The 22,889-nt window shown below is 63.8% G+C and carries 23 protein-coding genes; 17 read left to right on the top strand and 6 right to left on the bottom strand.

Going from position 1 to position 22,889, the window contains the following annotated elements:
* Positions 1-36: 36 nt before the first annotated feature.
* Positions 37-1,188 (bottom strand): permease, encoded by a 1,152-nt coding sequence (locus BN1134_RS05150; protein WP_042045663.1) that lies wholly within the window; start codon positions 1,186-1,188, stop codon positions 37-39.
* Between the two features lie 101 nt (positions 1,189-1,289).
* On the opposite strand from BN1134_RS05150, the gene BN1134_RS05145 reads away from it, so the two are divergent.
* The 7 genes from BN1134_RS05145 (at position 1,290) to BN1134_RS05115 (ending at position 6,835) form a co-directional block, all read left to right on the top strand.
* Positions 1,290-1,592, top strand: a complete 303-nt coding sequence (locus tag BN1134_RS05145) for an ArsR/SmtB family transcription factor (protein ID WP_042045662.1) — start codon at positions 1,290-1,292, stop codon at positions 1,590-1,592.
* Positions 1,593-1,689: 97 nt separating this feature from the next.
* Positions 1,690-2,058, top strand: a complete 369-nt coding sequence (locus tag BN1134_RS05140) for an ArsR/SmtB family transcription factor (RefSeq protein WP_042045679.1) — start codon at positions 1,690-1,692, stop codon at positions 2,056-2,058.
* A 5-nt stretch (positions 2,059-2,063) separates the two neighbouring features.
* Positions 2,064-2,423, top strand: a complete 360-nt coding sequence (arsD, locus tag BN1134_RS05135; protein ID WP_042045660.1) for an arsenite efflux transporter metallochaperone ArsD — start codon at positions 2,064-2,066, stop codon at positions 2,421-2,423.
* Positions 2,424-2,434: 11 nt separating this feature from the next.
* Complete coding sequence (arsA, locus tag BN1134_RS05130; protein WP_042045659.1) at positions 2,435-4,183, top strand: arsenical pump-driving ATPase; 1,749 nt, start codon at positions 2,435-2,437, stop codon at positions 4,181-4,183.
* Positions 4,184-4,230: 47 nt separating this feature from the next.
* A complete protein-coding gene (gene arsB / locus BN1134_RS05125; protein ID WP_156991673.1) occupies positions 4,231-5,280 on the top strand; it encodes an ACR3 family arsenite efflux transporter in 1,050 nt (349 codons plus the stop codon).
* Between the two features lie 11 nt (positions 5,281-5,291).
* Positions 5,292-5,717, top strand: a complete 426-nt coding sequence (arsC, locus tag BN1134_RS05120; protein WP_042045656.1) for a glutaredoxin-dependent arsenate reductase — start codon at positions 5,292-5,294, stop codon at positions 5,715-5,717.
* A gap of 344 nt (positions 5,718-6,061) precedes the next feature.
* Positions 6,062-6,835, top strand: a complete 774-nt coding sequence (locus tag BN1134_RS05115) for a YSC84-related protein (RefSeq protein ID WP_042045655.1) — start codon at positions 6,062-6,064, stop codon at positions 6,833-6,835.
* A gap of 70 nt (positions 6,836-6,905) precedes the next feature.
* Here the strand turns inward: BN1134_RS05115 and BN1134_RS05110 are convergent, their stop codons facing one another.
* Together BN1134_RS05110 and BN1134_RS05105 are read right to left on the bottom strand one after the other, a co-directional pair.
* Positions 6,906-8,096 carry an amino acid aminotransferase gene (locus tag BN1134_RS05110; RefSeq protein ID WP_042045653.1) on the bottom strand — a complete coding sequence of 397 codons (1,191 nt, stop codon included), beginning with the start codon at positions 8,094-8,096 and terminating at the stop codon, positions 6,906-6,908.
* 180 nt (positions 8,097-8,276) lie between these two features.
* Positions 8,277-9,233: a hypothetical protein gene (locus tag BN1134_RS05105; protein WP_042045652.1), complete on the bottom strand. Its 957-nt coding sequence runs from the start codon at positions 9,231-9,233 to the stop codon at positions 8,277-8,279.
* Positions 9,234-9,377: 144 nt separating this feature from the next.
* On the opposite strand from BN1134_RS05105, the gene BN1134_RS05100 reads away from it, so the two are divergent.
* The 7 genes from BN1134_RS05100 to ltaE all read left to right on the top strand — a co-directional run bounded on the left by BN1134_RS05100 (position 9,378) and on the right by ltaE (position 15,838).
* Positions 9,378-10,022, top strand: coding sequence for a TIGR01621 family pseudouridine synthase (locus BN1134_RS05100; RefSeq protein ID WP_042045651.1), 645 nt, complete (start codon positions 9,378-9,380; stop codon positions 10,020-10,022).
* Positions 10,019-10,645, top strand: a complete 627-nt coding sequence (locus tag BN1134_RS05095) for a haloacid dehalogenase-like hydrolase (RefSeq protein WP_042045650.1) — start codon at positions 10,019-10,021, stop codon at positions 10,643-10,645. The genes BN1134_RS05100 and BN1134_RS05095 overlap by 4 nt, the downstream gene beginning before the upstream one ends.
* Before the next feature lie 184 nt (positions 10,646-10,829).
* Entirely contained in the window at positions 10,830-11,933 is a 1,104-nt protein-coding gene (hppD, locus tag BN1134_RS05090) for a 4-hydroxyphenylpyruvate dioxygenase (protein ID WP_042045649.1), read from the top strand.
* A complete protein-coding gene (locus tag BN1134_RS05085; RefSeq protein ID WP_042045647.1) occupies positions 11,926-13,071 on the top strand; it encodes a homogentisate 1,2-dioxygenase in 1,146 nt (381 codons plus the stop codon). Before hppD ends, BN1134_RS05085 begins: the two co-directional genes overlap by 8 nt.
* Entirely contained in the window at positions 13,072-14,061 is a 990-nt protein-coding gene (locus BN1134_RS05080) for a fumarylacetoacetate hydrolase family protein (protein WP_042045646.1), read from the top strand.
* Positions 14,062-14,084: 23 nt separating this feature from the next.
* Positions 14,085-14,720 (top strand): maleylacetoacetate isomerase, encoded by a 636-nt coding sequence (maiA, locus tag BN1134_RS05075; RefSeq protein WP_084214717.1) that lies wholly within the window; start codon positions 14,085-14,087, stop codon positions 14,718-14,720.
* A 104-nt stretch (positions 14,721-14,824) separates the two neighbouring features.
* Complete coding sequence (gene ltaE / locus BN1134_RS05070; RefSeq protein WP_042045645.1) at positions 14,825-15,838, top strand: low-specificity L-threonine aldolase; 1,014 nt, start codon at positions 14,825-14,827, stop codon at positions 15,836-15,838.
* Positions 15,839-15,886: 48 nt separating this feature from the next.
* Here the strand turns inward: ltaE and BN1134_RS05065 are convergent, their stop codons facing one another.
* The 3 genes from BN1134_RS05065 to BN1134_RS05055 form a co-directional block, all read right to left on the bottom strand.
* Entirely contained in the window at positions 15,887-16,312 is a 426-nt protein-coding gene (locus BN1134_RS05065) for a PAS domain-containing protein (protein ID WP_042045644.1), read from the bottom strand.
* 8 nt (positions 16,313-16,320) lie between these two features.
* Complete coding sequence (locus tag BN1134_RS05060; RefSeq protein WP_084214716.1) at positions 16,321-17,310, bottom strand: response regulator; 990 nt, start codon at positions 17,308-17,310, stop codon at positions 16,321-16,323.
* 66 nt (positions 17,311-17,376) lie between these two features.
* Complete coding sequence (locus tag BN1134_RS05055; protein ID WP_042045642.1) at positions 17,377-18,270, bottom strand: LysR family transcriptional regulator; 894 nt, start codon at positions 18,268-18,270, stop codon at positions 17,377-17,379.
* Between the two features lie 634 nt (positions 18,271-18,904).
* Between BN1134_RS05055 and BN1134_RS05050 the strand changes: the two genes are divergently transcribed.
* The 3 genes from BN1134_RS05050 (at position 18,905) to BN1134_RS05040 (ending at position 22,888) form a co-directional block, all read left to right on the top strand.
* Positions 18,905-20,905, top strand: a complete 2,001-nt coding sequence (locus BN1134_RS05050; protein ID WP_232300592.1) for a putative bifunctional diguanylate cyclase/phosphodiesterase — start codon at positions 18,905-18,907, stop codon at positions 20,903-20,905.
* 381 nt (positions 20,906-21,286) lie between these two features.
* A complete protein-coding gene (gene nfsA, locus BN1134_RS05045) occupies positions 21,287-22,012 on the top strand; it encodes an oxygen-insensitive NADPH nitroreductase (protein ID WP_042045640.1) in 726 nt (241 codons plus the stop codon).
* A gap of 108 nt (positions 22,013-22,120) precedes the next feature.
* Entirely contained in the window at positions 22,121-22,888 is a 768-nt protein-coding gene (locus BN1134_RS05040; protein WP_042045639.1) for a hypothetical protein, read from the top strand.
* The last annotated feature ends 1 nt before the right edge of the window (position 22,889 follow it).

The following is a 22,889-nucleotide window of genomic DNA, read 5'->3' as shown; positions in this document are numbered from 1 at the left end:
CCAGCCCTCGGGCTGGCCTTTTTCATGGGCGCAACCTCAGAGCAGGTATTGGCAGAGGTAGCCCATCAGGATGGCCATGCCCAGAATGACGCTGAGAAAGGCCAGCATCATGGGGGTGCGGAACATGGACTTGAGCAGGATGATCTCGGTCAGGCTGGCGCCGGCGCTGCCGATGATGAGCGCCATCACGGCGCCACTGCCCATCCCCTTGCCAAGCAGCACCGAAGCCAGCGGGATCACCGCCTCGGCCCGGATGTAGAGCGGAATGCCGATGACGGCGCTCACGAGGATGGCGAAGGGGTTGTCCTGGCCGGCGTGGCGGGCAATCCAGTCGGCCGGAATGAAGCCGTAGATAAAGGCCCCGACCACGACGCCGAGCAGCAGGTAGGGGAGCAGATCCCGGTACTGCGTCCAGGCCTCAACCAGCGCGGCGCGCCAGGGGGAGGGGGTCGCGCTGGTTGCCGTGCCACAGCAGCCGGAGGTGCTGGCCGGTGCTGGGGTGTCGCAGCAGTTGGCGGTGCTGACCGGTGCCGCCGCGTCGCAGCAGCCGGAGGTGCTGACCGGTGCTGGTGTGTCGCAGCAGCTGGCGGTGCTGACCGGTGCCGGGCTCGGGGCTGCGCAACACGCCGTCTTGGCCGGGCGCAGGATTGGGCCACTGGCCGGGCGCAGGCCGCGAATGGTTGCCGAGGGGCTGGCAGCGGCCATGGCGGGGCGCGGCGAGCAGCAAGATGACGGCTCGCTTCGCGTGGTGATGACGTAGCGCTCGAAGCCCCACTGGGAGAGCAGCAGGCTGGCGATGAGGGCCGTGCCGGCGGCGACCAGCACATAGAGCAGGGTGAGCTGGCTGCCGAAGGTGACCCACAGCAGGCCCACTATGATGGGGTTGAGCAGGGGCGAGACGAACAAAAACGTGAGGGTTGGGCCGAAGCCGGCTTTGGCGTCGAGCAGGCCGCGCAGCATGGGGATGGTCGAGCAGCTGCAAAAGGGGGTGATGGCCCCGAGCAGGGCAGCGGTCAGATAGCCGCGCCCCTGACGGGCCCCGAGCAGGGCCTGGATGCGATGATCCGGTATCGTCTGGCGCAGGCGGTTGATGGCGGCGCTGATCAGCAAAAACAGCAGAGACAGCTCGGCAAACAACAGCAGAAACATCTGCGCGGCGTCTTGCAACAGGGTGGTGAAGGGGGGCATAGCGGGCTCCTATCAAACTATATTTCTAAAATATTGGAAATATAATCGAGTGCAAGATATTTCTGGTATTATCGAAATATTGAATCTGAAGGGGTATCACAATGGAGCTGGAAGCGGTCGCCAAGGCGCTCAAGGAGCTGGGTCATCCGACTCGCCTGTTCATCTTCAAGCATCTGGTCAAGGCGGGGGCCGAGGGATTGCCGGTGGGGGAGCTGCAAAAAGAGCTGGGGATCCCTGGCTCGACCCTAAGCCATCACATCGCGGCCCTGGTCTCGGTCGGCTTGGTGGTGCAGGTGCGCCAGAGCCGCACCCTCTACTGCATCTCCCAGTACGCGGCGCTGGAGGCCATCTTGCACTTCTTGCAAGAGGAGTGCTGCGTCAACGGCCATCCCCCCGCCCCTTAATCGCGCGTTGTTTTTGGGGGACTTAAGTTGATCATTTCAATGTTTCTTGTATAGTTGAACTATTGAAATGGTCCCAGGAGTCCTCATGCGCGATCCCATGCCTTCCGACAGTGCCGTCAAGGTGCTCGAATCCCTCGCCTCGTCGGTGCGTCTGGCTGCTTGGCGCCAGTTGGTGCGTGCCGGGCTCGATGGCATGGTGGCCGGTGAGCTGGCCACTGCCCTCGAGGTGGCCCCCAATACCCTGTCGTTTCACTTAAAGGCGATGCTCGGCGCTCATTTGCTCAGCGTGGAGCAGGAGGGGCGCTTTTTGCGCTACCGCGCCAATATTCCGCTGATGCTCGGCCTCATCGGTTATCTCACCGAAGAGTGCTGCGCCGGCCACCCCGAGGCGTGCGGCGCCCTGCGTGCCGATTCCGGCTGCTCCCCGGCCGTGCTGCCTTCCACCACCTGTTGCAACAAGGAGTAAATCCTATGGCGATCCAAATCTTTGATCCGGCGCTGTGCTGTGCCACCGGCGTCTGTGGTACCGAGGTCGACCAGTCTCTGGTCACGTTCGCCGCCGATCTGGAGTGGGCCCGCGGGCAGGGGGCCACGGTCGAGCGCTATAACCTAGCCCAGCAGCCCCTGATGTTTGCCGACACCCCGGCGGTGAGCGCCTTTCTGGCGGTGGCCGGTGAAGAGGGGTTGCCGCTGATCCTGGTCGATGGACAGGTGGTGCTGACCGGGCGTTACCCGAGCCGGCGCGAGCTGGCCCGCTTCGCCGGTCTGGCGGAGCCTTCGCCCATCAAGGGGATTGCCAAGGGCTGCTGCTCCGGTAGCGGTTGCTGCTAACAGGAGGCCCTATGTTCGAGTTTTTGCGCAATGCCCCCCCGTTTCTGTTCTTCACCGGTAAGGGCGGGGTCGGCAAGACCTCGCTGGCCTGCGCCAGTGCCCTGGCCCTGAGCGAGGCGGGCAAACGGGTGCTGCTGGTGAGCACCGATCCGGCCAGCAATGTGGGGCAGGTGTTCTCCACCGCCATTGGCAACCGGATCACCCCCCTTGCGGCGGTGCCGGGTCTGCACGCCCTCGAGATCGATCCCCAGGCCGCGGCGCGCGACTACCGCGAGCGGATCGTCGGGCCGGTGCGCGGCAAGCTGCCCGAGCGTGTGGTGCAGAGCATCGAGGAGCAGCTCTCCGGCGCCTGTACCACCGAAATTGCCGCCTTCGATGAGTTCACGGCGCTGCTGACCGACCCGGCGCTGCATGAGCGCTTCGATCACATCCTGTTCGACACGGCGCCAACCGGCCATACCATCCGCCTGCTGCAACTGCCGGGGGCGTGGAGCGATTTTCTCGAACACGGCAAGGGGGATGCCTCCTGCCTCGGCCCCTTGGCCGGCCTCGACAAGCAGCGCCATCAATATCACGCCGCCGTGGCGGCCCTGTGTGATGGCGCCAAGACCCGGCTGGTGCTGGTGGCCCGTGCGCAAGGCTCGACCCTGCGCGAGGTGGCGCGCACCCATGCTGAGCTGGCCGCCATCGGCATGCAGCAGCCCCATCTGGTCATCAACGGGCTCTTCCCCGAGCCGGCGATCCAGAATGACCCCTTGGCCCTGGCCTTGTGGCAGCGTGAGCAGCGCGCCCTGGCGAACATGCCCGCCGCGCTGGCACGCCTGCCTCAGAGCCACTTGCCACTGCTGGGGGCTAACCTGGTCGGGCTGGCCGCCCTGCGCGCCCTGTGCGGGGCGCCGGTGGCCATGGCGCAGGAGAGCGGCGTCGTGCCACACGCTCAGCCGGAGCTGGCGGCGATGATCGACGAGCTGGAGGGGCAGGGGCACGGCCTTGTGATGCTGATGGGCAAGGGGGGCGTCGGCAAGACCACCATGGCGGCCGCCATCGCTCTGGCGCTGGCGCAGCGGGGGCACGATGTGCACCTGACCACCTCGGATCCGGCGGCCCACCTCGGGGAGACCCTGGCCGAAGAGGCCCCCGGGCTCACCGTGAGCCGCATCGATCCCGAGGCCGAGACCGAGCGTTATCGCGCCCAAGTGCTGGCGAGCAAGGGGGCGAGCCTCGATGAGGCCGGCCGCGCCCTGCTCGAGGAGGATCTGCGCTCCCCCTGCACCGAGGAGATCGCCGTGTTCCAGGCGTTTTCCCGCATCATTCGCGAGGCGGGCCGCCGCTTCGTGGTGATGGACACGGCCCCCACCGGCCACACCCTGCTGCTGCTCGATGCGACCGGGGCCTATCACCGAGAGGTGGCGCGCCAGATGGGGGATAAGGGGCTGCACTTTACCACCCCCATGATGCAGTTGCAGGACCCGGCCCAGACCAAGGTGTTGATCGTCACCCTGCCTGAGCCCACCCCGGTGCTGGAGGCGGCCGGTTTGCAGGCCGACCTGCGCCGTGCGGGCATCGAGCCTTGGGGGTGGCTGGTCAATCAGGTGTTGCCGGCGTCGGTCACGGCCCCCTTGCTGCGCATTCGCGCCGCCGCCCAGCAGCCCCATCTGGCGGCGGTAACCGAGCTGTGCCCGCGCTGGGCGGCCGTCACCGTCCAGCCTGAGGAGCCGGTGGGAGCCGCGGCACTGCTGGCATTGAGCCACCACGCTTGAATCGTTGGCGGCCGGACGGCCGCCTTGTCTGACTAACTGGAGAGATCATGTCTCATCGTGACGCCGAGCCGAGCGCCATCGGCTTTTTTGAACGCTATCTTACCGCCTGGGTGGCCTTGTGCATCGTGGCCGGTATCGGCTTGGGCCAGCTGCTGCCGGGGCTGTTTCGCACCATAGGCGCCCTTGAGGTTGCCCAGGTCAACCTGCCGGTGGGGCTGCTTATCTGGGTGATGATCATCCCCATGCTGATCAAAATCGACTTCGGGGCCCTGCATCAGGTGCGCGAGCACGTGAAGGGGATTGGCGTGACCTTGGTCATCAACTGGCTGGTCAAGCCCTTCTCCATGGCCCTGCTCGGCTGGGTGTTCATCCGCGTGCTGTTTGCCGATCTGCTGCCGGCCGATCAGCAAGACAGCTACGTGGCAGGGCTGATCCTGCTGGCCGCCGCCCCCTGCACCGCCATGGTGTTTGTCTGGAGCCGGCTGGTCAACGGGGACCCCTACTTCACCCTCTCTCAGGTGGCGCTGAACGACATCATCATGGTGGTGGCCTTCGCCCCGCTGGTGGCGCTGCTGCTCGGGGTCTCCAGCATCACGGTGCCGTGGGATACCCTGCTCACCTCGGTCGTGCTTTATATCGTGGTGCCGGTGTTCTTGGCCCAGTGGCTGCGCAAACGCGCCCTGGCAGCCGGCCACCTCGATGCGCTGCTGGCGCGGATCCAGCCCTGGAGCATGGCCGCCCTGCTGCTCACCCTGGTGCTGCTGTTTGCCTTCCAGGGGGAGGCCATCTTGGCCCAGCCGCTGGTGATTGCGCTGCTGGCCGTGCCCATCCTGATCCAGGTCTTCTTTAACGCCGGGCTCGCCTACTGGCTCAACCGCGCCGTGGGGGAGAAGCATGCGGTGGCGGGTCCCTCGGCCCTCATCGGCGCCTCGAATTTCTTTGAGCTGGCGGTGGCCGCGGCCATCAGCCTGTTTGGTTTTCACTCGGGGGCGGCGCTGGCCACCGTGGTCGGCGTGCTCATCGAAGTGCCGGTCATGCTGCTGGTGGTGCGCATCGTCAACCGAAGCAAAGCCTGGTACGAACAATCCAACCCGTGAGAGTGACTGCAATGAGCAACATCACCATTTACCACAACCCGGAGTGTGGCACCTCCCGCAACACCCTTGAGCTGATCCGCAACAGCGGCGTGGAGCCGACCGTGATCCACTACCTCGAGACGCCGCCGAGCCGCGACACCCTGGTGCAGTTGATCGCGGCCATGGGCATCACGCCGCGCGCCCTGCTGCGCCAGAACGTGCCGCCCTATGAGGCGCTGGGGCTGGCCGAGGAGCGCTTTAGCGACGACGAGCTGATCGATGCCATGCTGGCCCATCCGATCCTCATCAACCGGCCGATCGTGGTGACCCCCCTTGGCACTCGCCTCTGTCGCCCCTCCGAGCTGGTGCTCGATATTCTGCCCGATCAGCAAAAAGGGGCCTTCGCCAAGGAAGATGGCGAGCAGGTGGTCGATGCCGACGGCAAGCGCCTGAAATAACCGCGCAGAGCGTTATCGGTATGCAGGGGGGCTTAGCCCCCCTTATTCATATAGGGGCTTTAGCCCCCCTTATTTATACAGGGGCTTTAGGCCCCCTTGTTTATAAAGGGGCTCAAGGCCCCTTTGTTTATGCTGGGGCGCGGCCATGGCGAAGCGGGGTGTCGCAGTGGGCGCCAGCCGCCGCACCTTTCTCTTGGGCCAAAACGCTCGTCACCACCGGCGCGGTGGGCAATCGGCGCTGCTGCGCCCGGCGGGGTAGCAGTTGGGCTAAGGCGGGCGGGGGAGATATGCTAAGTACTCCCCAGGCGATCGCAGGTTGCCCGGTCATCCATGATGGAGGATTTATGAAAATACGCACCCTCACCTTGCTACTGGCGGCCCTGGTGGCCATGCCGAGTCACGCGGACTGGGAGAAGATCAAGTCGGCGGCCAGCCAACTGGGGGACGCCGTCGGCGAGGCGGGCAAGGAGGCGTGGCAGAACGTCACCGATTTTTCCAAGGCGACCTGGGCCTCCGTCTCGAGCTGGGCCGCCAGCACCTACAACCAGGCCGGTGAATGGACTGAGCAGAGCGTGGCCAAGAGCAAGGCATGGCTGGTGGTGGCCGACCAGAAGCTCGACGAGATGACCGAGCCCAAGACGGCGGAGCAGGCGCGCAGCGCACTCGACACCATGGCCGACACCGCGCTGGTGCGCCTTTTCAACGAGCGCCCCTCGGCCAAGCTGCTGTTTGACCAAGCCTACGGTTATGCCGTGTTCGATTCGCGCAAGTTCGCCCTCATGCTCAACACCAGTCAGGGCGCCGGGGTGGCGGTCAGCCGCCATGATGGGGCCCGCACCTACATGAAGATGTTCGGGGCAGGGATGGGGGCCGGGCTGGGCGGCAAGTTCTACCAGCAGGTGATCCTGTTTGAAAATCGCGAGACCTTCGAGCGCTTTGTCAGCAAGGGGTGGGAGGCCAGCTCTGAGGTGGGGGCCGTGGCCGGCCAGAAGCGCAGCGCGCTGACCGCCCAGTACAATGGCGGCATGGCCATCTATCAGCAAGATGACAAGGGGCTGCTGCTCGATGCCAGCATCACCGGCTCGAAATACTGGGTCGACCGGGATCTGACCCCTTGAGCGCTGACGCGCATCCATAAGAAAGGCCCGCATCTGCGGGCCTTTTTCGATCGTGCGGATCAGGTGGCGCTTACAGCACCTTGGCGATGGCGTCACACAGGGGATCGATGTTGGCGCGGGTGATCCCGGCCACGCTGATCCGGCCGGAGCCGACGATGTAGATGGCGAACTCGTCCTTGAGGCGGGCTACCTGCTCCTTGGAGAGACCGGAGAAGGAGAACATGCCGTTCTGGCGGGCGATGAAGGAGAAGTCCTGGTTTACGCCACGCTCGGCCAGCTTGGCCACCAGCAGCTCGCGCATCTCACGGATGCGCACGCGCATCTCGGCCACTTCGCTCACCCACAGCTCAAAGAGGGCCGGATCATTGACCACGGCGGTCACCACGGCAGCGCCGTGGGAGGGGGGGTTGGAGTAGTTGGCGCGAATGACGGTCTTGACCTGGGTGAAGGCGGTGTCGGCGACCTCCTTGCTGTCGGCAACCAGGGTGAAGGCGCCGACCCGCTCGTTATAGAGGCCGAAGTTCTTGGAGAAGGAGCTGGCGACCAGCAGTTCGCGGTGGGAGCGGGCGAAGATGCGCAGCCCCTCGGCGTCCTCTTCGATGCCACGGGCAAAGCCCTGGTAGGCGAAGTCGAACAGGGGCAGCCAGCCGGCGGCGGCGCTCTGCTTGGCCAGCGCTTCCCACTGGGCGGCGGTCGGATCGATCCCGGTCGGGTTGTGGCAGCAGCCGTGGAAGAGCACCACGTCACCACGCTGGGCCTCGCTCAGGGAGGCTTGCATGGCGGCGAAGTCGAGATCCTTGCTGGTGGCGTCGTAGTACTTGTACCACTTCACCTCGAGACCGGCGGCCTGGAACACGCTGACGTGGTTGGCCCAGGTCGGATCGGAGATCCAGACGGTCTTGGAGAGCTGGTTGCGGGCGATGAACTCGGCGGCGATACGCAGGGCGCCGGTACCACCCGGTGCCTGTGCGGTCTTGGCACGGCCGGCATTGATGAGCTCGGCTCCCTTGCCAAACAGCAGGCCCTGCACGATGCGGGCGTACTCCTGGTTACCTTCGATGCCGAGGTAGTTCTTGGTCTTTTCGTCGGTCAGCAGCTTCTGTTCGGCCAGCTTGACGCACTTGAGGATGGGGGTGGCGCCCGATTCGTCCTTGTAGATGCCGACGCCCAGATTGATCTTGTCCTGGCGCGGGTCGCTGCGAAATGCTTCAGTCAGGCCGAGGATGGGGTCTGCGGGGGCGGCTACAACCTTTTCAAACATGATGATCCCTGTATTCCGTTGTTTTTGATGGTGGCAATCCCTGGGGGCAAACAGAAGCGCCCGACTGCTGCGCAGGGGCGCCTCTGTTGTTTCTTTATACCACTGCAAGGAGAGGGGGAAAATAGCGAAGGGAAAAAGCGTGGGGTCGGTGGCATAAACGAGGCCGGCTGCCCGCTCCGTTTAGCCGACCGCATCCCAATGATGGGCCAGTGCCAGCAGCTCGGCCGGCAGCCCTAACCCCTGCTCGATGAGGGGGGTGAGGCGGGCCAGCAGGGGGCGCGGCAGGCGGCTTGGCTCCCAGGTGGCGTGCTCCAGCGGGCGAGCATAGTGGCGCAGGTGCGGCGATAGATCGGTCGGCAGCCAGCAGCTGAGGGGGCGACCGATCCGCTCGGCCAGCGTGCGGGTACGCTCCAGCCCGGCCGGCTCGAGATCGGTCAGGTGGCTCCAGCTGACGGTCGCGGGGAGGGCGGCGAACAGGGGGGCGATCAGCTCATGACCACCGGGCGGCAGCCAGGCCAGCAGGGTATCGGGGGGCAGCGGCAGGGCGGTGAAGACCCCGGTGCGATCGGTGGTGATGAGGCGCGTGAGCGGCTCGCCGTTGCTGATGATCTTGCCAAGACCGGGCAGGGCGCGTTCGGGCAGGCTGATCTCGCCGAGGGCCTCAAGCAGCGGGGCGCCGTCGACCAGTCTTCCCCCTTGGAAAAACAGGCTCAGGGGCAGCGAAGTGCGCAGGCGCAGCAGGCGATCCCGGCACAGCTCGACCCCTTGCTCGGCAAAACGCACCTCTTCGTCGGGAGAGAAGAGGGGGCGGCCGTTGCCGCCGTGGCGACGATAGAGGGCGGCCAGCAGACGCAGGTTGACCGGGGTGGGCAGCGGGAGCCCCTGTTCATGCAGCCACTGCTCGGGGTCGGTGGGGGCCTGGCGCAGCTCGCCGAGCGTCAGGGCGCGGGTGAGGTAGCGCCGCCCCGCGTCGGTGAGGCCATAGCGGTGGGGGGCGTGGCCAACTAGCAGGGCGTGCTCCAGCATCAGGCTCACCAGCGGTTGCAGGTTGCGCGAGCGGATCAGCACAGACTCCTGCGCCATCAGCTGTTCGGCCACCTCCCTGAGCTGGCCGGAAGAAAAGTCGATATTGGTCATGGCTCCCCCGAAACAGGGGCCTACTTTACTGGCCGGGGGGCTCCACGCCAAGGGGTGGGGCCCCCCGGCGTGATCCGGCGCGGATTTGTGCCGGGTTCCTTTGCCCCTTACAATTCCCGCCTCGTTGCCCGTGTTGGAGAATTCATGTTTCGCGAACTGCTGCGCCACCCCGATTTTCTGCTCATCGACAAGTCGCCGGGCATTGGCATGCACGAGGAGAACGGAGCGCCGGGTCTCGTCACCTTAGTGCGCGAGGCGACCGGGCTCGCGCTTTATCCGGTGCACCGCCTCGACAAGATGACCTCGGGGTTGCTGCTGCTGGCGCGCCACCCGGAGGCGAACCGGGCCTTGAGCCAGGGGTTTGCCGAGCGGCGCATCAAAAAGCAGTATCTGGCCCTCTCCGATCGTCGCCCCCTCAAGAAGCAGGGGCTGATCAAGGGGGACATGAAAAAGGGGCGCGGCGGCAGCTGGATGCTGACGCGCTCCCAAGATAACCCCGCCATCAGCCGCTTTGACTCCACCTTGGTTCGCGAGGGATTGCGGCTGTTTCGTATTCGCCCCGAGACCGGCAAGACCCACCAGATCCGGGTCGCCCTGAAAAGCGTGGGGGCCCCGATCCTGGGTGACGAGCGTTACGGCGGCACGCCGGCCGAGCGTGGCTACCTGCACGCCTGGCGGCTCAATTTTACGCACGGCGGTGAGGCCTTTGACTTCGTCTGCCCGCCCGAGGTGGGCGAGGCCTTCCTGTTGCCGGAGACCCGGCGCGCCATCGAGGCGTTAACGCCGTGACCGGCGCCGCTATCCTCGCCGACTATGACGGCACCCTGACCCCTGGCGACGCCCATGCCGCCTTGCTGCGCCACATAGTGCGAGCCCGGCGCTGGCCCCTGTTATTGCTGCTGCTCGGCGCTCCGCTGATCGCCCTGCTCTGGCCACGTTGCCGCTTCGCCGCCGTCTGGCTCATCTGGTGGTGCGCCACCCTGGGGGCCAGAGGGGGCGACTGGCGGCGCTGGATCAAGGCGGTGGCGGCCCGCTCGCCCCCCCTGTTTGCCGAGGCGGCGGCGCTGCTTGAGCGGGAGGGGGGACGCGTCTGGATTGTGAGCGCCTCGCCGCGCGCCCTGGTGCGCCGGCGTTTGCATCAGCAGTGGGTCGGAGGGTCGGTGGCCCGCCTCATTGGCAGCCGGATGGAGCGCCGCTATGGGGCCATCGTGCCGCGCCACTACTGCTTCGGGGCGGCCAAGCGGGCCGCCTTGCCCCCCCACGCCTTTGCGCTGGCCCTCTCCGATAGCCTCTCTGATCTGCCGCTGCTCGCGCTGGGTGAGCAGGCTTGGCTTATCAACCCCAGCGCCCGGCAACTGACGAAGGCCCGGCGCTCCCTGCCCGCCGTCGCGGCCCGGACATGGTCACTGTAACAGCGGCGTGACGCCCTGCTGCCCGCGACGCCAGATCTGGTAAGGGGTGGCGCAACAGTAACCGCATCTTTACATCCGCGCCTGGCCACAGTGGGCCGGCGCTTCCCTGCGCCTCTCTTTCTTTTCCCGCCCCCTCGCGCCTAAATGAAACAAATGGATAACATTTGTCGAAAAGGAGCCTCCCATGCGTCATGCCGCCTCTCCCCAGCAGCAGCCGGTGATCCGTAACCCCCTCGGCACCGACGGTTTCGAATACGTCGAGTTCACGGCCCCTACCGCAGCCGGCATCGCGGCGCTCAAGAGCCTGTTTACCTCCCTCGGCTTTGCCGAGGTGGCCAAGCATCGCCACAAGCAGTGCTGGCTCTATCGCCAGGGGGCGATCAACTTCATCATCAACGCCGAGCCCCACTCCCAGGCCGAGGCGTTCGCCGCGCAGCACGGCCCGAGCGTGTGCGGCATGGCGTTTCGGGTGGCCGATGCCGGCCTGGCGCAGCAGCACGCCCTGGCCCAGGGGGCCAAGCCGTTTGTCGGCAAGATAGGGCCGATGGAGCTCAACATCCCGGCCATCTATGGCATCGGCGAGAGCACCCTGGCCTTTGTCGATCGCTACGGGGAGCGCGGCTCCATCTATGAGGTGGATTTTCTCTTCTACCCGGACTGGCAGGCGCGCATGGGGTCGGTGGACGCGGGGCTGACCGAGATCGATCACCTGACCCACAACGTCTATCGCGGCAACATGGACGTGTGGGCCCACTTCTACGAGCGCATCGGCAATTTTCGCGAGATCCGCTACTTCGACATCGAGGGCAAGCTGACCGGCCTGCACTCGCGCGCCATGACCGCCCCGTGCGGCAAGATCCGCATCCCCATCAACGAGTCGGCGGACGACCAGTCACAAATTGAGGAGTACCTGCGCCAGTACAAGGGGGAGGGGATCCAGCACATCGCCCTCGCCACCTGCGACATCTACCACACGGTTCGCACCCTGCGCAGCCGGGGGACCGGCTTCATGGCGACCCCTGATACCTACTACGAGAAGGTGGACGAGCGGGTGCCCGGCCATGGGGAGCCGCTCGATGCGCTGCGCGAGCTGCGCATCCTCATCGACGGGGCCCCCGCCAAGGAGGGGATATTGCTGCAAATCTTCACCGACACCGTCATCGGCCCGGTCTTTTTCGAGATCATCCAGCGCAAGGGCAACGAGGGGTTTGGGGAGGGCAACTTCCAGGCCCTGTTCGAATCGATTGAACAAGATCAGATCCGCCGCGGGGTACTGGGTCATGCGTAAATGGATAAGCTTCCCCCACCGTGAGGGGATCAGTTCACGGCAGGCTCACGCCGATCTTCCGGAAGGGGCCATCTACGAGCGGGAGCTGGGGCGAGCCGGCTTTTTCGGCCCCGCCTCCCATCTTCATCACCGCCATCCTCCGACCGACTGGATTGGCTGGGAGGGGCCATTGCGCCCCCATCTGCTCAACCTCAACGCGCTCGGTGAAGCGGTGAGCAGCCTCTCCCCCTGGGTGGTGCCCGATCTGCTCTTTAACGCCCACTGCAGTTACCGCATCTGGCGCCTGCCCGGGCCCATGCCGTTTCTGGTGCGCAATGCCGACGGGGACGAGCTGCTGTTCATCCACGAAGGGGCTGGGGAGCTGTTTTGCGACTACGGCCATCTTAGCTTCAGCCAGGGGGATTACCTGCTCATCCCGCGCGGCACCATGTGGCGGATCGAGCCGAGCGCGCCCCTGTTCGTGCTGCTGATCGAGGCGACCAACGACAGCTTTCAGTTGCCGGAGCGGGGGCTGGTGGGCAACCACGCCATCTTCGATCCGGCCGTGCTCGAGGTGCCGGCCATCGACGAGCGCTTCCTTGCCCAGCAGGATGAGGCGCCCTGGTCATTGCAGATAAAGCGCCACAACCAGGTGTCGGTCGTCACCTGGCCGTTCAACCCCCTCGATGCCATCGGCTGGCACGGGGATCTGTGTGTGGTCAGGCTCAACTGGCGCGACATCCGCCCCCTGATGAGCCACCGCTATCACCTGCCCCCTTCGGCCCACACCACCTTCGTGGCGAGCCGTTTTGTGGTCTGCACCTTCGTGCCGCGCCCCATCGAGAGCGATCCGGGGGCCCTCAGGGTGCCCTTCTACCACAACAACGACGACTACGACGAGGTGCTGTTCTACCACGCCGGGGCGTTTTTCAGCCGCGACAACATAGCGCGTGGCATGCTCACCCTCCACCCGGCCGGCTTTACCCACGGGCCGCACCCCAAGGCGTTTGCCGCCGGGCAGGCCCACGCCAAGACCTTCACCGACGAGGTGGCGGTGATGCTCGATTGTCGCGACGCACTCACCCTGGGGCCGGTGTGCGAGGCGGTCGAGGTGCGGGAATATGTCAACAGCTGGCAGCGCCAGAGTAAGGAGAAGTAAATGAAACTGGCCACATTGAGAAATGGCCGCCGCGACGGCGAGCTGGTGGTGGTGAGCCGGGATCTGACCCGCGCCTGCCGGGTGGGCCACCTCGCGTCGACCTTGCAGGCGGCGCTCGACGAGTGGGCGAGCCTGGCCCCACGCTTGGCACAGGTCTATCGCGATTTGTGCGACGGCGTGCAGGCCGAGGCCTTCCCGTTTGATGAGGCTGCCTGCCTCTCGCCCCTGCCGCGCGCCTACCAGTGGGCGGATGGCAGCGCCTACGTCAACCACGTCGAGCTGGTGCGCAAGGCGCGCGGCGCCGAGATGCCCGCGCATTTCTGGCACGAGCCGCTCATTTATCAAGGGGGGAGTGACAGCTTCATCGCCCCGCGCGATCCGATCCGGATGGCGGACGAGGGGTGGGGCATCGATTTTGAGTCCGAGGTGGCGGTCATCACCGACGACGTGCCCATGGGGGTGAGCGAGGCGGCGGCGCTGGATCACATCAAGCTGCTGATGCTGGTCAACGACGTGAGCCTGAGAAACCTGATCCCGGGGGAGCTGGCCAAGGGGTTTGGTTTTTTCCAGTCCAAGCCATCGAGCGCCTTCTCACCGCTGGCGGTTACCCCGGATGAGCTGGGGGATGCCTGGCAGGGGGGCAAGGTGCATCTGAAGCTCGAAACCTGGCTCAATGACGCCCTGTTTGGCGCCCCCGATGCAGGCTGCGACATGACCTTCACTTTCCCCACCCTGATTGCCCATGCCGCCCGTACCCGGCCACTCGGGGCGGGCACCATTATCGGCTCCGGCACCGTCTCTAACTATGATCGCAGCGCCGGCTCATCCTGCCTGGCGGAGCGAAGGATGCTTGAGATCATGGATTGCGGCGCAGCTTCTACTCCCTTTTTGCGCTTTGGTGATAGAGTGACCATCATGATGCGCGATCGGGCCGGCCAGCCGATCTTTGGCCGTATCGAGCAGGAGGTCATGGCCTGTCCGCCGCGTTAGGGAGTACCACTGTGGGGAACACTATGCTGAAGCTGTATGGATATTGGCGGTCGTCGGCCACCTTTCGGGTGCGTATTGTGCTGGGTCTCAAGGGGATTGCCTACGAGCAGGTCGCGGTCAATCTGCGCGGCGGTGAACAAAAAGAGAAGGCCTATCGCCGGCTCAATCCGCAGGGACTGGTGCCATTTCTGGTCGATGGCGAGTGGGGGATCGGTCAGTCGGTCGCCATCATGGAGTACCTCGACGAGACCTATCCTGCCTATCCGCTGCTTCCTTCATCCCCTCAGGAGCGGGCCAGAGTGCGCCAGATTGTCGACATGATCGCCTGCGACGTGCACCCCCTCAACAACCTGCGGGTGTTGAACTACTTAGAGAGCGAGTTCGGGGTGCGCGAGGCGCAGCGGGAAAGCTGGTATCACCACTGGATCCGCGAGACCTTCTGGGCCCTTGAGCAGCTGCTGGCTTCCAGCTCCGGTGTCTACTGTGTCGGCAACGAGGTGACCCTGGCCGACTGCATGCTGGTGCCCCAGGTCTACAACGCCCGCCGCTATAACATGGACTTGTCTGACTACCCCACCCTGTGTCGCATCCATGATCGCTGCATGGCGTTGCAGGCCTTCGCCGACGCGGCGCCAGAGCGCCAGAGCGACGCCTCGTAACCCCCGGCGGGGCCGCCGCCTCGCCACTTATCTCACATTCCCGTCAACCATGACTTGCCTGCCCGGCGAGGGCTTTGTAACGTCGGATCAGCAAGGAGGGATCTATGCGTTTTATTGATCTGCGAAGTGATACGGTGACCCAGCCCAGCGATGACATGCGTCAGGTGATGCTGCATGCCCAGGTGGGCGACGATGTGTACGGGGAGGATCCGTGCGTCAACCGGCTTGAGGCGTTTATCGCCGATCTGCTCGGCAAGGAGGCCGCCCTGTTTGTGCCAAGCGGCACCATGTCCAACTTGTTGGGGGTGATGAGTCACTGCCAGCGCGGGGAGGCGGCGCTGGTGGGGGATCACGCCCACATTTATCGCTATGAGGCAGGCGGTAGCGCCGTGCTGGGCTCAGTGGTGCTCAATGCCATCCCGATGCAGGCCGACGGCATCTTGCCGCTGCCGGCGTTGCAGGCGGCGGTGGCGCCCGACGATGTCCATTTTGCGCAGGCCCGTCTGGTCTGCCTTGAGAACAGCCACAACGGCCGGGTGCTGCCGCTTGACTACCTGGCCGAGGTATCGCGGTGGGCGCGCGGGGCTGGATTGGCCATGCACCTCGACGGGGCCCGCTTGTTCAACGCCGCCGTGGCAAGTGGCGTCCCGGCTCGCGACATCGCGGCCCATTTTGACAGCATCTCAGTCTGTCTCTCCAAGGGGTTGGGGGCGCCGGTGGGATCGCTGCTGGTGGGCTCCCGCGCCCTGATTGCGCGCGCCCGGCGCCTGCGCAAGATGCTCGGAGGGGGCATGCGCCAGGCTGGCGTGCTGGCGGCGGCCGGTCAGTTTGCCCTCGAGCATCATGTGGAGCGGTTGGCAGACGATCACCGCCGTGCCGCCCGCCTGGCCGAAGGGCTGGGGGCCCTGCCCGGCATCGAGGTGGCCAGCGCCGAGACCAATATGCTGTTTCTGACCATAGCGGGGCGCGATCTGGCTGAGGTCGCCCAGTTCATGAAAGAGCGCGGCATCCTCTGCTCCGGTTACGGAATGCTGCGCCTGGTTACCCATTTGCAGGTGAGCGATGACGACGTGGAGGAGGTGATCGACGCCTTCACCGAGCTGATGCTGGAGCGTTGAGCCAGCCGGCTGCAACGTGCAGAAACGAAGAGGGCGCCGAAGGCGCCCTTACTGTTTGCCGCAGGCCAGCATGGCTTCGTCGGTGACGTCGTAGATCATGATGGCGATATGGGTCACCTCGCCGTCGAAGTCGGCGAGCGGCACCAGGGTGAGATTTTGGTACATGTGCGGCGCCGCGCCTGTGATGGGGCGGTAATTGGAAAAACGCAGCAGATAGGGTTTTTGCTCCCAGGTGCTGAAGGCGCGGTTGTTGAGCTTGAACACCATGTTGGCCTTGCGCTCGAACCACTTGCGGTCGACCTCGGGGAACAACTCAAAGAGCGAGCCCCCCTGTACCTCATGGGTGAGGCGACCGCTGTGGCTCTCCATGAAGCCATTCCATACCCGGATGCGGTAGTCGGTGTCGAGGATCACCAGCCCGACGTCCAGGTTCTGGATTATGTTCATCAACCAGTGAAACTCGCGGATCTCCATGAGAACTCCTACAGCATGTGCATGATCTTGTTGTTCATGGTGGCAATCGAATCTTCGGTAAACAGCAGCAGCAGGTCACACTGCACCGCATACCCCTCCACCCGGTAGTTGATCTCGATGGCCAGGGTGCGCCGCCAGCGGCTCTGGTTGGTCTGGATCAACGCCTCGATGGGCCTGTGCTGGCCGAGCACCACCGGATGCCCCTGGCTGAAGGGGGTGTCGAGCTGGTTGGCATAACCGCGCAAAAAGGCGCCGATCAGCACGTTGGCGGTGTCCATCAGCAGTTCGAGCTCGGCACGTCGGTCGAGCTCCCCTTCAAACTTCATCAGCCGGGCTAGATCGGCAAAGCTCGAGTCGTGGAACAGCAGCAGCGCCTCCCCGGCGATGCCGGCGCCGATGAAGCCCTGGCACACCGCCGACAGGGTCTCTTGCTTGGCGGCGGCGTTGAGGGCCATGTGCAGCTCGGAAACCTCAAGCACGTTGACGTTGGGGATGGGCAGCACGACAAAGGCGTCGAGCAGGCGGGCCAGCAGATCCGCCGCCTGCCCCATGGCCACGTTGGCCAGCTCCTGATAGACATCGCGCGCCTCGACCGTCAGCGTCATGGCGGGGGCCAGGTCAGTGCTGGCCTCATCGGTGCGCCACAGGCCGTGGCGCTCGAGCAGGGCGACGATCTGTTCGCCGCTGGCGGGTTTTTTGATGAAGTCGATGGCGCCGAGGTTCATCACCTTCTGGTAGGCCTCGGGCTGGATGTCACCCGAGACCACGATCACCTTGCTGCGGATCCCCTCGCGCTTGAGGGTCTCAAGGACGCCGTAACCATCGAGTTCGGGCATGGTGAGATCGAGAAACAGCAGATCCCCGTGGCCCATCAGCACCTGCTCCACCCCCTCCAGGCCATTGGTCGCCTGGTGCAGGGTCACCGGCCAGCCGGCTGGCAGGGCGCGGGCCAGCTGCTTACGGGCAAAGGCAGAATCGTCACAGATCAATACGTTCATGGTTATCCCTGGCAGCCTGACATGTTCCTATAGTGTGGCCAGTGGCGGGGTCGCTGCAACCTCGGCTCACTGGGTTGTGCTGTATTGCCGCAGGTGGCGCTTGATGAAATCGACCAGCAGGGTGACCCGCAGCGGGATGAAGGCCGGGTTATTGACCAGCAACTGGAAGTCACGCTGGCCGGCCTGCCAGTCGGGCAGTACCGGCACCAGCTGGCCGCTGCGCAGTTGGGGCATGGCCGAGTGGCGCGGCACATTGACGATGCCGAGATGATTACAGGCTGCCAGTACTGCGGCGGGTGACTGATTCACCGATAAGCGGCCAGGCTGGACGACTTCGGCGTGCTCCCCATCGCGTTTGCGCAGTTGCCAGCTGGAGTAGGGCCAGCAGTAGATAAGGGCATGCTCAGCGAGCTGGCCGGGGTGGTTGGGGGTACCAAATTGCTGGAGGTAGAGCGGGGAGGCATACAGGGCATAGTCAATCTGGCCCAACAACTGGGCGTGTGGCACCTGCTTGGGCAGGTCGCCGTTGAACAGCACCAGATCCCACTCGGCGTCAAACAGGCGGTGATGGTCGTTGGTCTGCTCCAGCTCGAAGCGGATGCGCGGATAGGCCCGGCTAAAATCGGCCAGCAGCTCGATGAGCAGGGTATTGGAGACCGAGATGGGGGAGGCAATCTTGATGAGGCCGCAGAGATCCTGTCCCTCTCCTCGGATTTCGCCGGTGGCCTGCTCCAGCTCCTGCAGTGGCCTGCACATGCGTTGGTAGTAACGCAGCCCTTCGTCGGTCAGGCGCAGTTTGCGGGTTGTGCGTTGCAGTAGGGGATAGCCGAGGTGCTCCTCGAGCTGGGTGATGCGTCGGCTGATGGTGGCGGTGGGCATGTCCAGTGCCGCCGCCGCGTGCGAAAAGCCCCCTTCCTGGATGACTTTGACAAACAGATAGAACTCTTCGAGGTGTTTCATGGGCAACCGCAATCAAATGCACCAAAGGGTCGAATCTAGGGGGATGCTCCGGGCTTGGCAACTATTAAGCGAGTTTTAATTGATCTGCCTTGGCTCTTGGCGGCCGTGCTGGGGCAGAGGGGCGGAAATAAGGTGCCATTGGCTGAGTCAAGATAGCGTGACACAGGCGCTAACGAAGAAAACTGTCGTTGCCGGGTGGGCAAATGCCTAGAGATCGGCGAAGGAGTGTTCAAGACCTGCGTGCATCCCTTGTGGCCCAGAGCACGGGATCTTGGCGCGTTTTCACCTCCCTGGCCCCATGGTGGTGGTGACAGGATAAGCAGTGGCGACACGAGTGAGCCCTCGCTTAGGCTCACTCGTGTCTGGATTGGCGCGGCTCAGCGGTGACCGCTCCCTCACTTGTGCGTGGTCATGATGGTTGTAGTGAAAATAAAAAAAGTATAAAAATCATGATACTACTAATTACTGATCCGATTAACATCAAAGGGATAGCGTTCTCTTTACCGGTGGAACTGGGTAGCTTGTGGCCTCTTACGGGTCTTTTTCCTGGTTTTATCGGACAGACTAGAGTGTGACCACCGTCGGCAGCGGAGGGCGTGAGCCTGGGATGTCGGCCTGACCCATAATGTGTCATATGACACCGTTTCGTGTGATCCACCCAATGCCGCTACAGGAAAGGGGCCTCGCCTCGCTCAATCTGCTGCACACCCCCGTCTGGATTTATGACATTCAGCAGCACCGTATCTTCTGGGCCAATCATGCCTCCTTCTCTCTGTGGGAGGCCCATTCGCTCGAGGAGCTACGCCAGCGCGATTTTGCGCAAGAGATGGCCCCCGCGGTGGATCTGTTGTTGCAGCGCTATCTCGACGAGTTCCGGGCCGGCCGCAGCTTCAGCGAGTGGTGGAGCCTCTCGCCACGCGGCATCAAAAAGCAGGTTTATCTGCGCCTCTCCGGTATCGAGACCAGCGGCAGGATGATGATGATCTGTGAGGCGATGCTCGATGCCGACAGCTTCTATCATGGGGCCGCCATGGTGCGGGGAGACACGATAGCCTGCCTGTTTGACGGCGCGGGGCGGCTGGTCAGCGGCAATAGCTATTTCCATCACTGTTTTGGCGCGCAGATCACCCAGTTGGCGCAGCTGTTTGAGGGGGCCGATGAGCCCTTCTATCAGCGGCTGCGCGCTCAGGAGGAGGTGGTCTGCGAGGGGGAGGGCAATACCCTCAAGGGGAGGCGCTGGTTCCAGTACCAGTTTCGTCATGTGCCCCAGCAGGGCCAGATCCTGTTGACCCTGCGTGACATTACGGATCGCAAGCTCGAGGAGCTCGAACACCGCCACCTGGCCCGCCACGACTCGATGACCGGCCTGCTCAATCGCTACGGCCTGATGAAATCCCTCGAGGTCAACTGCAGCATGGGCTCCCGCTTTGCCATGCTGTTTATGGATCTCGACAACTTCAAGCTCATCAATGACAACTTTGGCCACCGCGCCGGGGATCGCCTGCTAGAGCGGGTGGCCAGCCGCCTCAAAGAGATTTGCCCGCGCGATGTGGAGCTGTTTCGCCTCGGCGGCGATGAGTTTACTGCCCTGGTGCCCTTGCAGCAGGGCAGCGAGCGGGCCGAGCAATTTGCCGACCAGATGCTGTCCCAGATGGTCAAGCCATTCGTGCTCAGTGGCCTGCCCGAGGTGAGCATTGGTGGCAGCATTGGTATCGCCATCTATCCCGACGACGCCGATGATGGCGACAACCTCATCACCCGGGCCGACATGGCCATGTATCAGGCCAAGCACATGGGGCGTTTCCTGTGGCAGCGTTTTACCCCCAGCATGCAGCAGGAGCTGCACCGCAAGCTGACTCTCAAGCAGTTTCTGGCCAAGGCCATCGGGCGCGGTGAGCTGTCGCTGGTCTATCAGCCCAAGGTGGATCTGGCGCGGGGCATCATCGACAGCTGTGAGGTGCTGCTGCGTTGGCACAATCCGGTACTCGGCCAGGTGTCGCCGGCCGAGTTTATCCCGCTGGCCGAGGAGATGGGGCTGATCCGTGACATTGGCGCCTGGGTGCTGTGCAGCGCGCTCTTCCAGCAGGCAAGGTGGCGCGAGCGCCTCGGTATTGAGGTGCCGCTGGCCGTGAACTTGTCGGGCATGCAGATCACCGCCGAGCTGCCGGCCTGGGTGGCGCAGCAGTTGGCGGCCCATGCCATCGCCCCCCATCTGCTCACCTTGGAGCTGACCGAGACGGTGCTGATGCTGGATGTTCGCGGCTCGAGCCAGGTGCTTGAGGCGTTGGGCCAGCTGGGGATCCGCATCTCCATCGATGATTTTGGTACCGGCTATTCGTCGCTGGCTTACCTCAACCGGCTGCCGATTAACGAGATCAAACTCGACCGCTCCTTCGTGGTCGGGTTCAACCTGCCGGTGATCCGCGCCACCGTCGCCATGGCATCGAGCCTGGGGATCGATCTCATCGCCGAAGGGGTGGAAACCGAAGAAGAGCTGACGGCGCTGCGTCAGCAAGGCTGTCACCGCATTCAAGGCTATCTGACCAGCCGGCCGATGGCGGCAGCGGATCTCGAGCTGAGTGGTTTTGTCATCGACAGCAGCATAGGAAGCTTTACGCTGGCTAAGCGCTCATGATGTCTGCCGATGTTGCCCTGATGGTGGGATGTGGATAGCAGATCTCGCCGTGTGGGGGATGTGCTATCAACCCAGGTTTAATACTTCTGGCCCCTTTCCGAATAGAGGGAGATGCAAGCTGCCCGAGCCGCGTTTTTCCTCTGGTGCTTGACTGACTGGGCCATGTGAAGCGCACCGGTATTGGTACTTCGCGCTTTATTAAGTTGCTTTTTGCCCTCTTCGCCCACTTTTCTGGTCCGCCCCTACCGCGCTTGGGGGCCTTGAGGTTGCCGCTCGGGTTGCGGGCGCCGCCAACCTATCCGGCGCCCTGATGCGCAAGGGGAAGGCTGTGCCTCCCCCGGCTTTTGGTTTAGAGTGAGCCCTTCACGCAAGGAGGGATCAATGAATTCCGTTGTCGATCTGATTTTGAACCATCGCTCCATTCGTAGCTTCACATCTGAGCCCATCACGGCGAAGCAGCTTGACGCCATTTTGGCCAGTGCCCAAGCGGCCTCCAGCTCCAGTTTTTTGCAGGCCAACAGCATCATCCGCGTTACGGAGCCCGGGCTGCGCGAGCGGTTAGCCGAGTATGCGGGCCAGCAGGCCTATGTGGCCGAAGCGGCCGAATTCTTGGTCTTTTGCGCCGATTATCGCCGCCATCTGGCGGTGGCCCCCGATGCCATGACCGGCTTTACCGAACAACTGCTGATCGGGGCCATCGATGGGGCGCTGATGGCGCAAAACGCCCTGTTGGCGGCCGAATCGATGGGGCTGGGCGGTGTATACATAGGCGGATTGCGCAACCACCCCGATAAGGTGGTGGAGGCGCTCTCCCTGCCTGTCGGGGTCTTTCCGCTGTTTGGGCTGTGCCTTGGCCACCCGGCCCAGATCCCGGAGCGCAAGCCACGCCTGCCGCGCGCGCTGGTGGTGCATGAGAACCACTATCCGGCAGAGGTGGACAGTGCGTTGCTGGCGGCCTATGACGACACCATGCACACCTACTATCAAGGGCGCAGCAGCAATCAGAAGAGCGTGACCTGGAGTGGCCAAATCCGCGCCATCCTCGGCAAAGAGGCCCGGCCCTTCATGCTGGCGGCATTGCAGCGGCAGGGTTTTTTACTCAAGTAGCTTCAGAAAGCCTCTATTGATGCCGATGCATAGCAACAGGCAGGCTGTCACAAGGCTGCTGCTTGATGTAGGATCACACGACTGGGCTTGAATTGAGCGAGGGATGCCATGATTTTGACCTTGGTGCTGCTGTCGATAGGCGCGCTGCTGTTTTTAGTGATCGCCTATAACGTGATGCAGCAGTACAAGCAAAAAGTGGCATCTGATCGGCGCGCCACCGTGGCCCGCTACAAGTCGATTGCCGACGAGGCTGAGGCAGTGCTGCTCAATGTCAATCTGCTGCCTTTTTCCAAGTCACTGGTACTGATACTGCAACACCGCATCCTCGATGCCTATCGTGCCATCGCCCAGGCCTCGCCAGGGCATGTCCAGATCAAGCAGCGAATCCAGGATGCCCAGGCGCAGATCGCCAGCGTTCAGGAGAATTACCGCTCACCCGATGACGGCAGTTTCCGTCCCCCCGAGTCGGATCGCCAGGCGATCCAGATGTTGCAGACCATCAAGAAGATGCGGGCCGTGTTGCGGGTGGAACACAACAAGGGAAAGATCGATCCGCAGGGCTTTGCCCACGAGGATCGCCGCCTCGAGTTGATGCTGCTCAAAGTCAATATTGCCAACCTGTTGCAACGGGCTCGCGAGGCGATGAACAGCAATCAGTTTGGCTCTTGCCGGCAGCTGCTCGCCAAGGGGCTGGCGGTGCTTGGCAACGTGAGCGACAAGGATGCCTACCTTATCGCCCGCGAAGAGGATCTGCGCCAGGGGCTGGCTGAACTCGATCATCGGCTGCAAAGTGAGAGCCAGAAAGAGCTGCAAAATATTAAGGACAAGGAAGCCGACGAGCTGGATATGTTGTTTCAACCCAAGAAAAAGTGGTAAC

It is taken from the genome of Aeromonas simiae, assembly GCF_000820125.1.
Classification (GTDB): domain Bacteria; phylum Pseudomonadota; class Gammaproteobacteria; order Enterobacterales; family Aeromonadaceae; genus Aeromonas; species Aeromonas simiae.
This window is presented reverse-complemented; position numbering and strand designations above follow the sequence as displayed.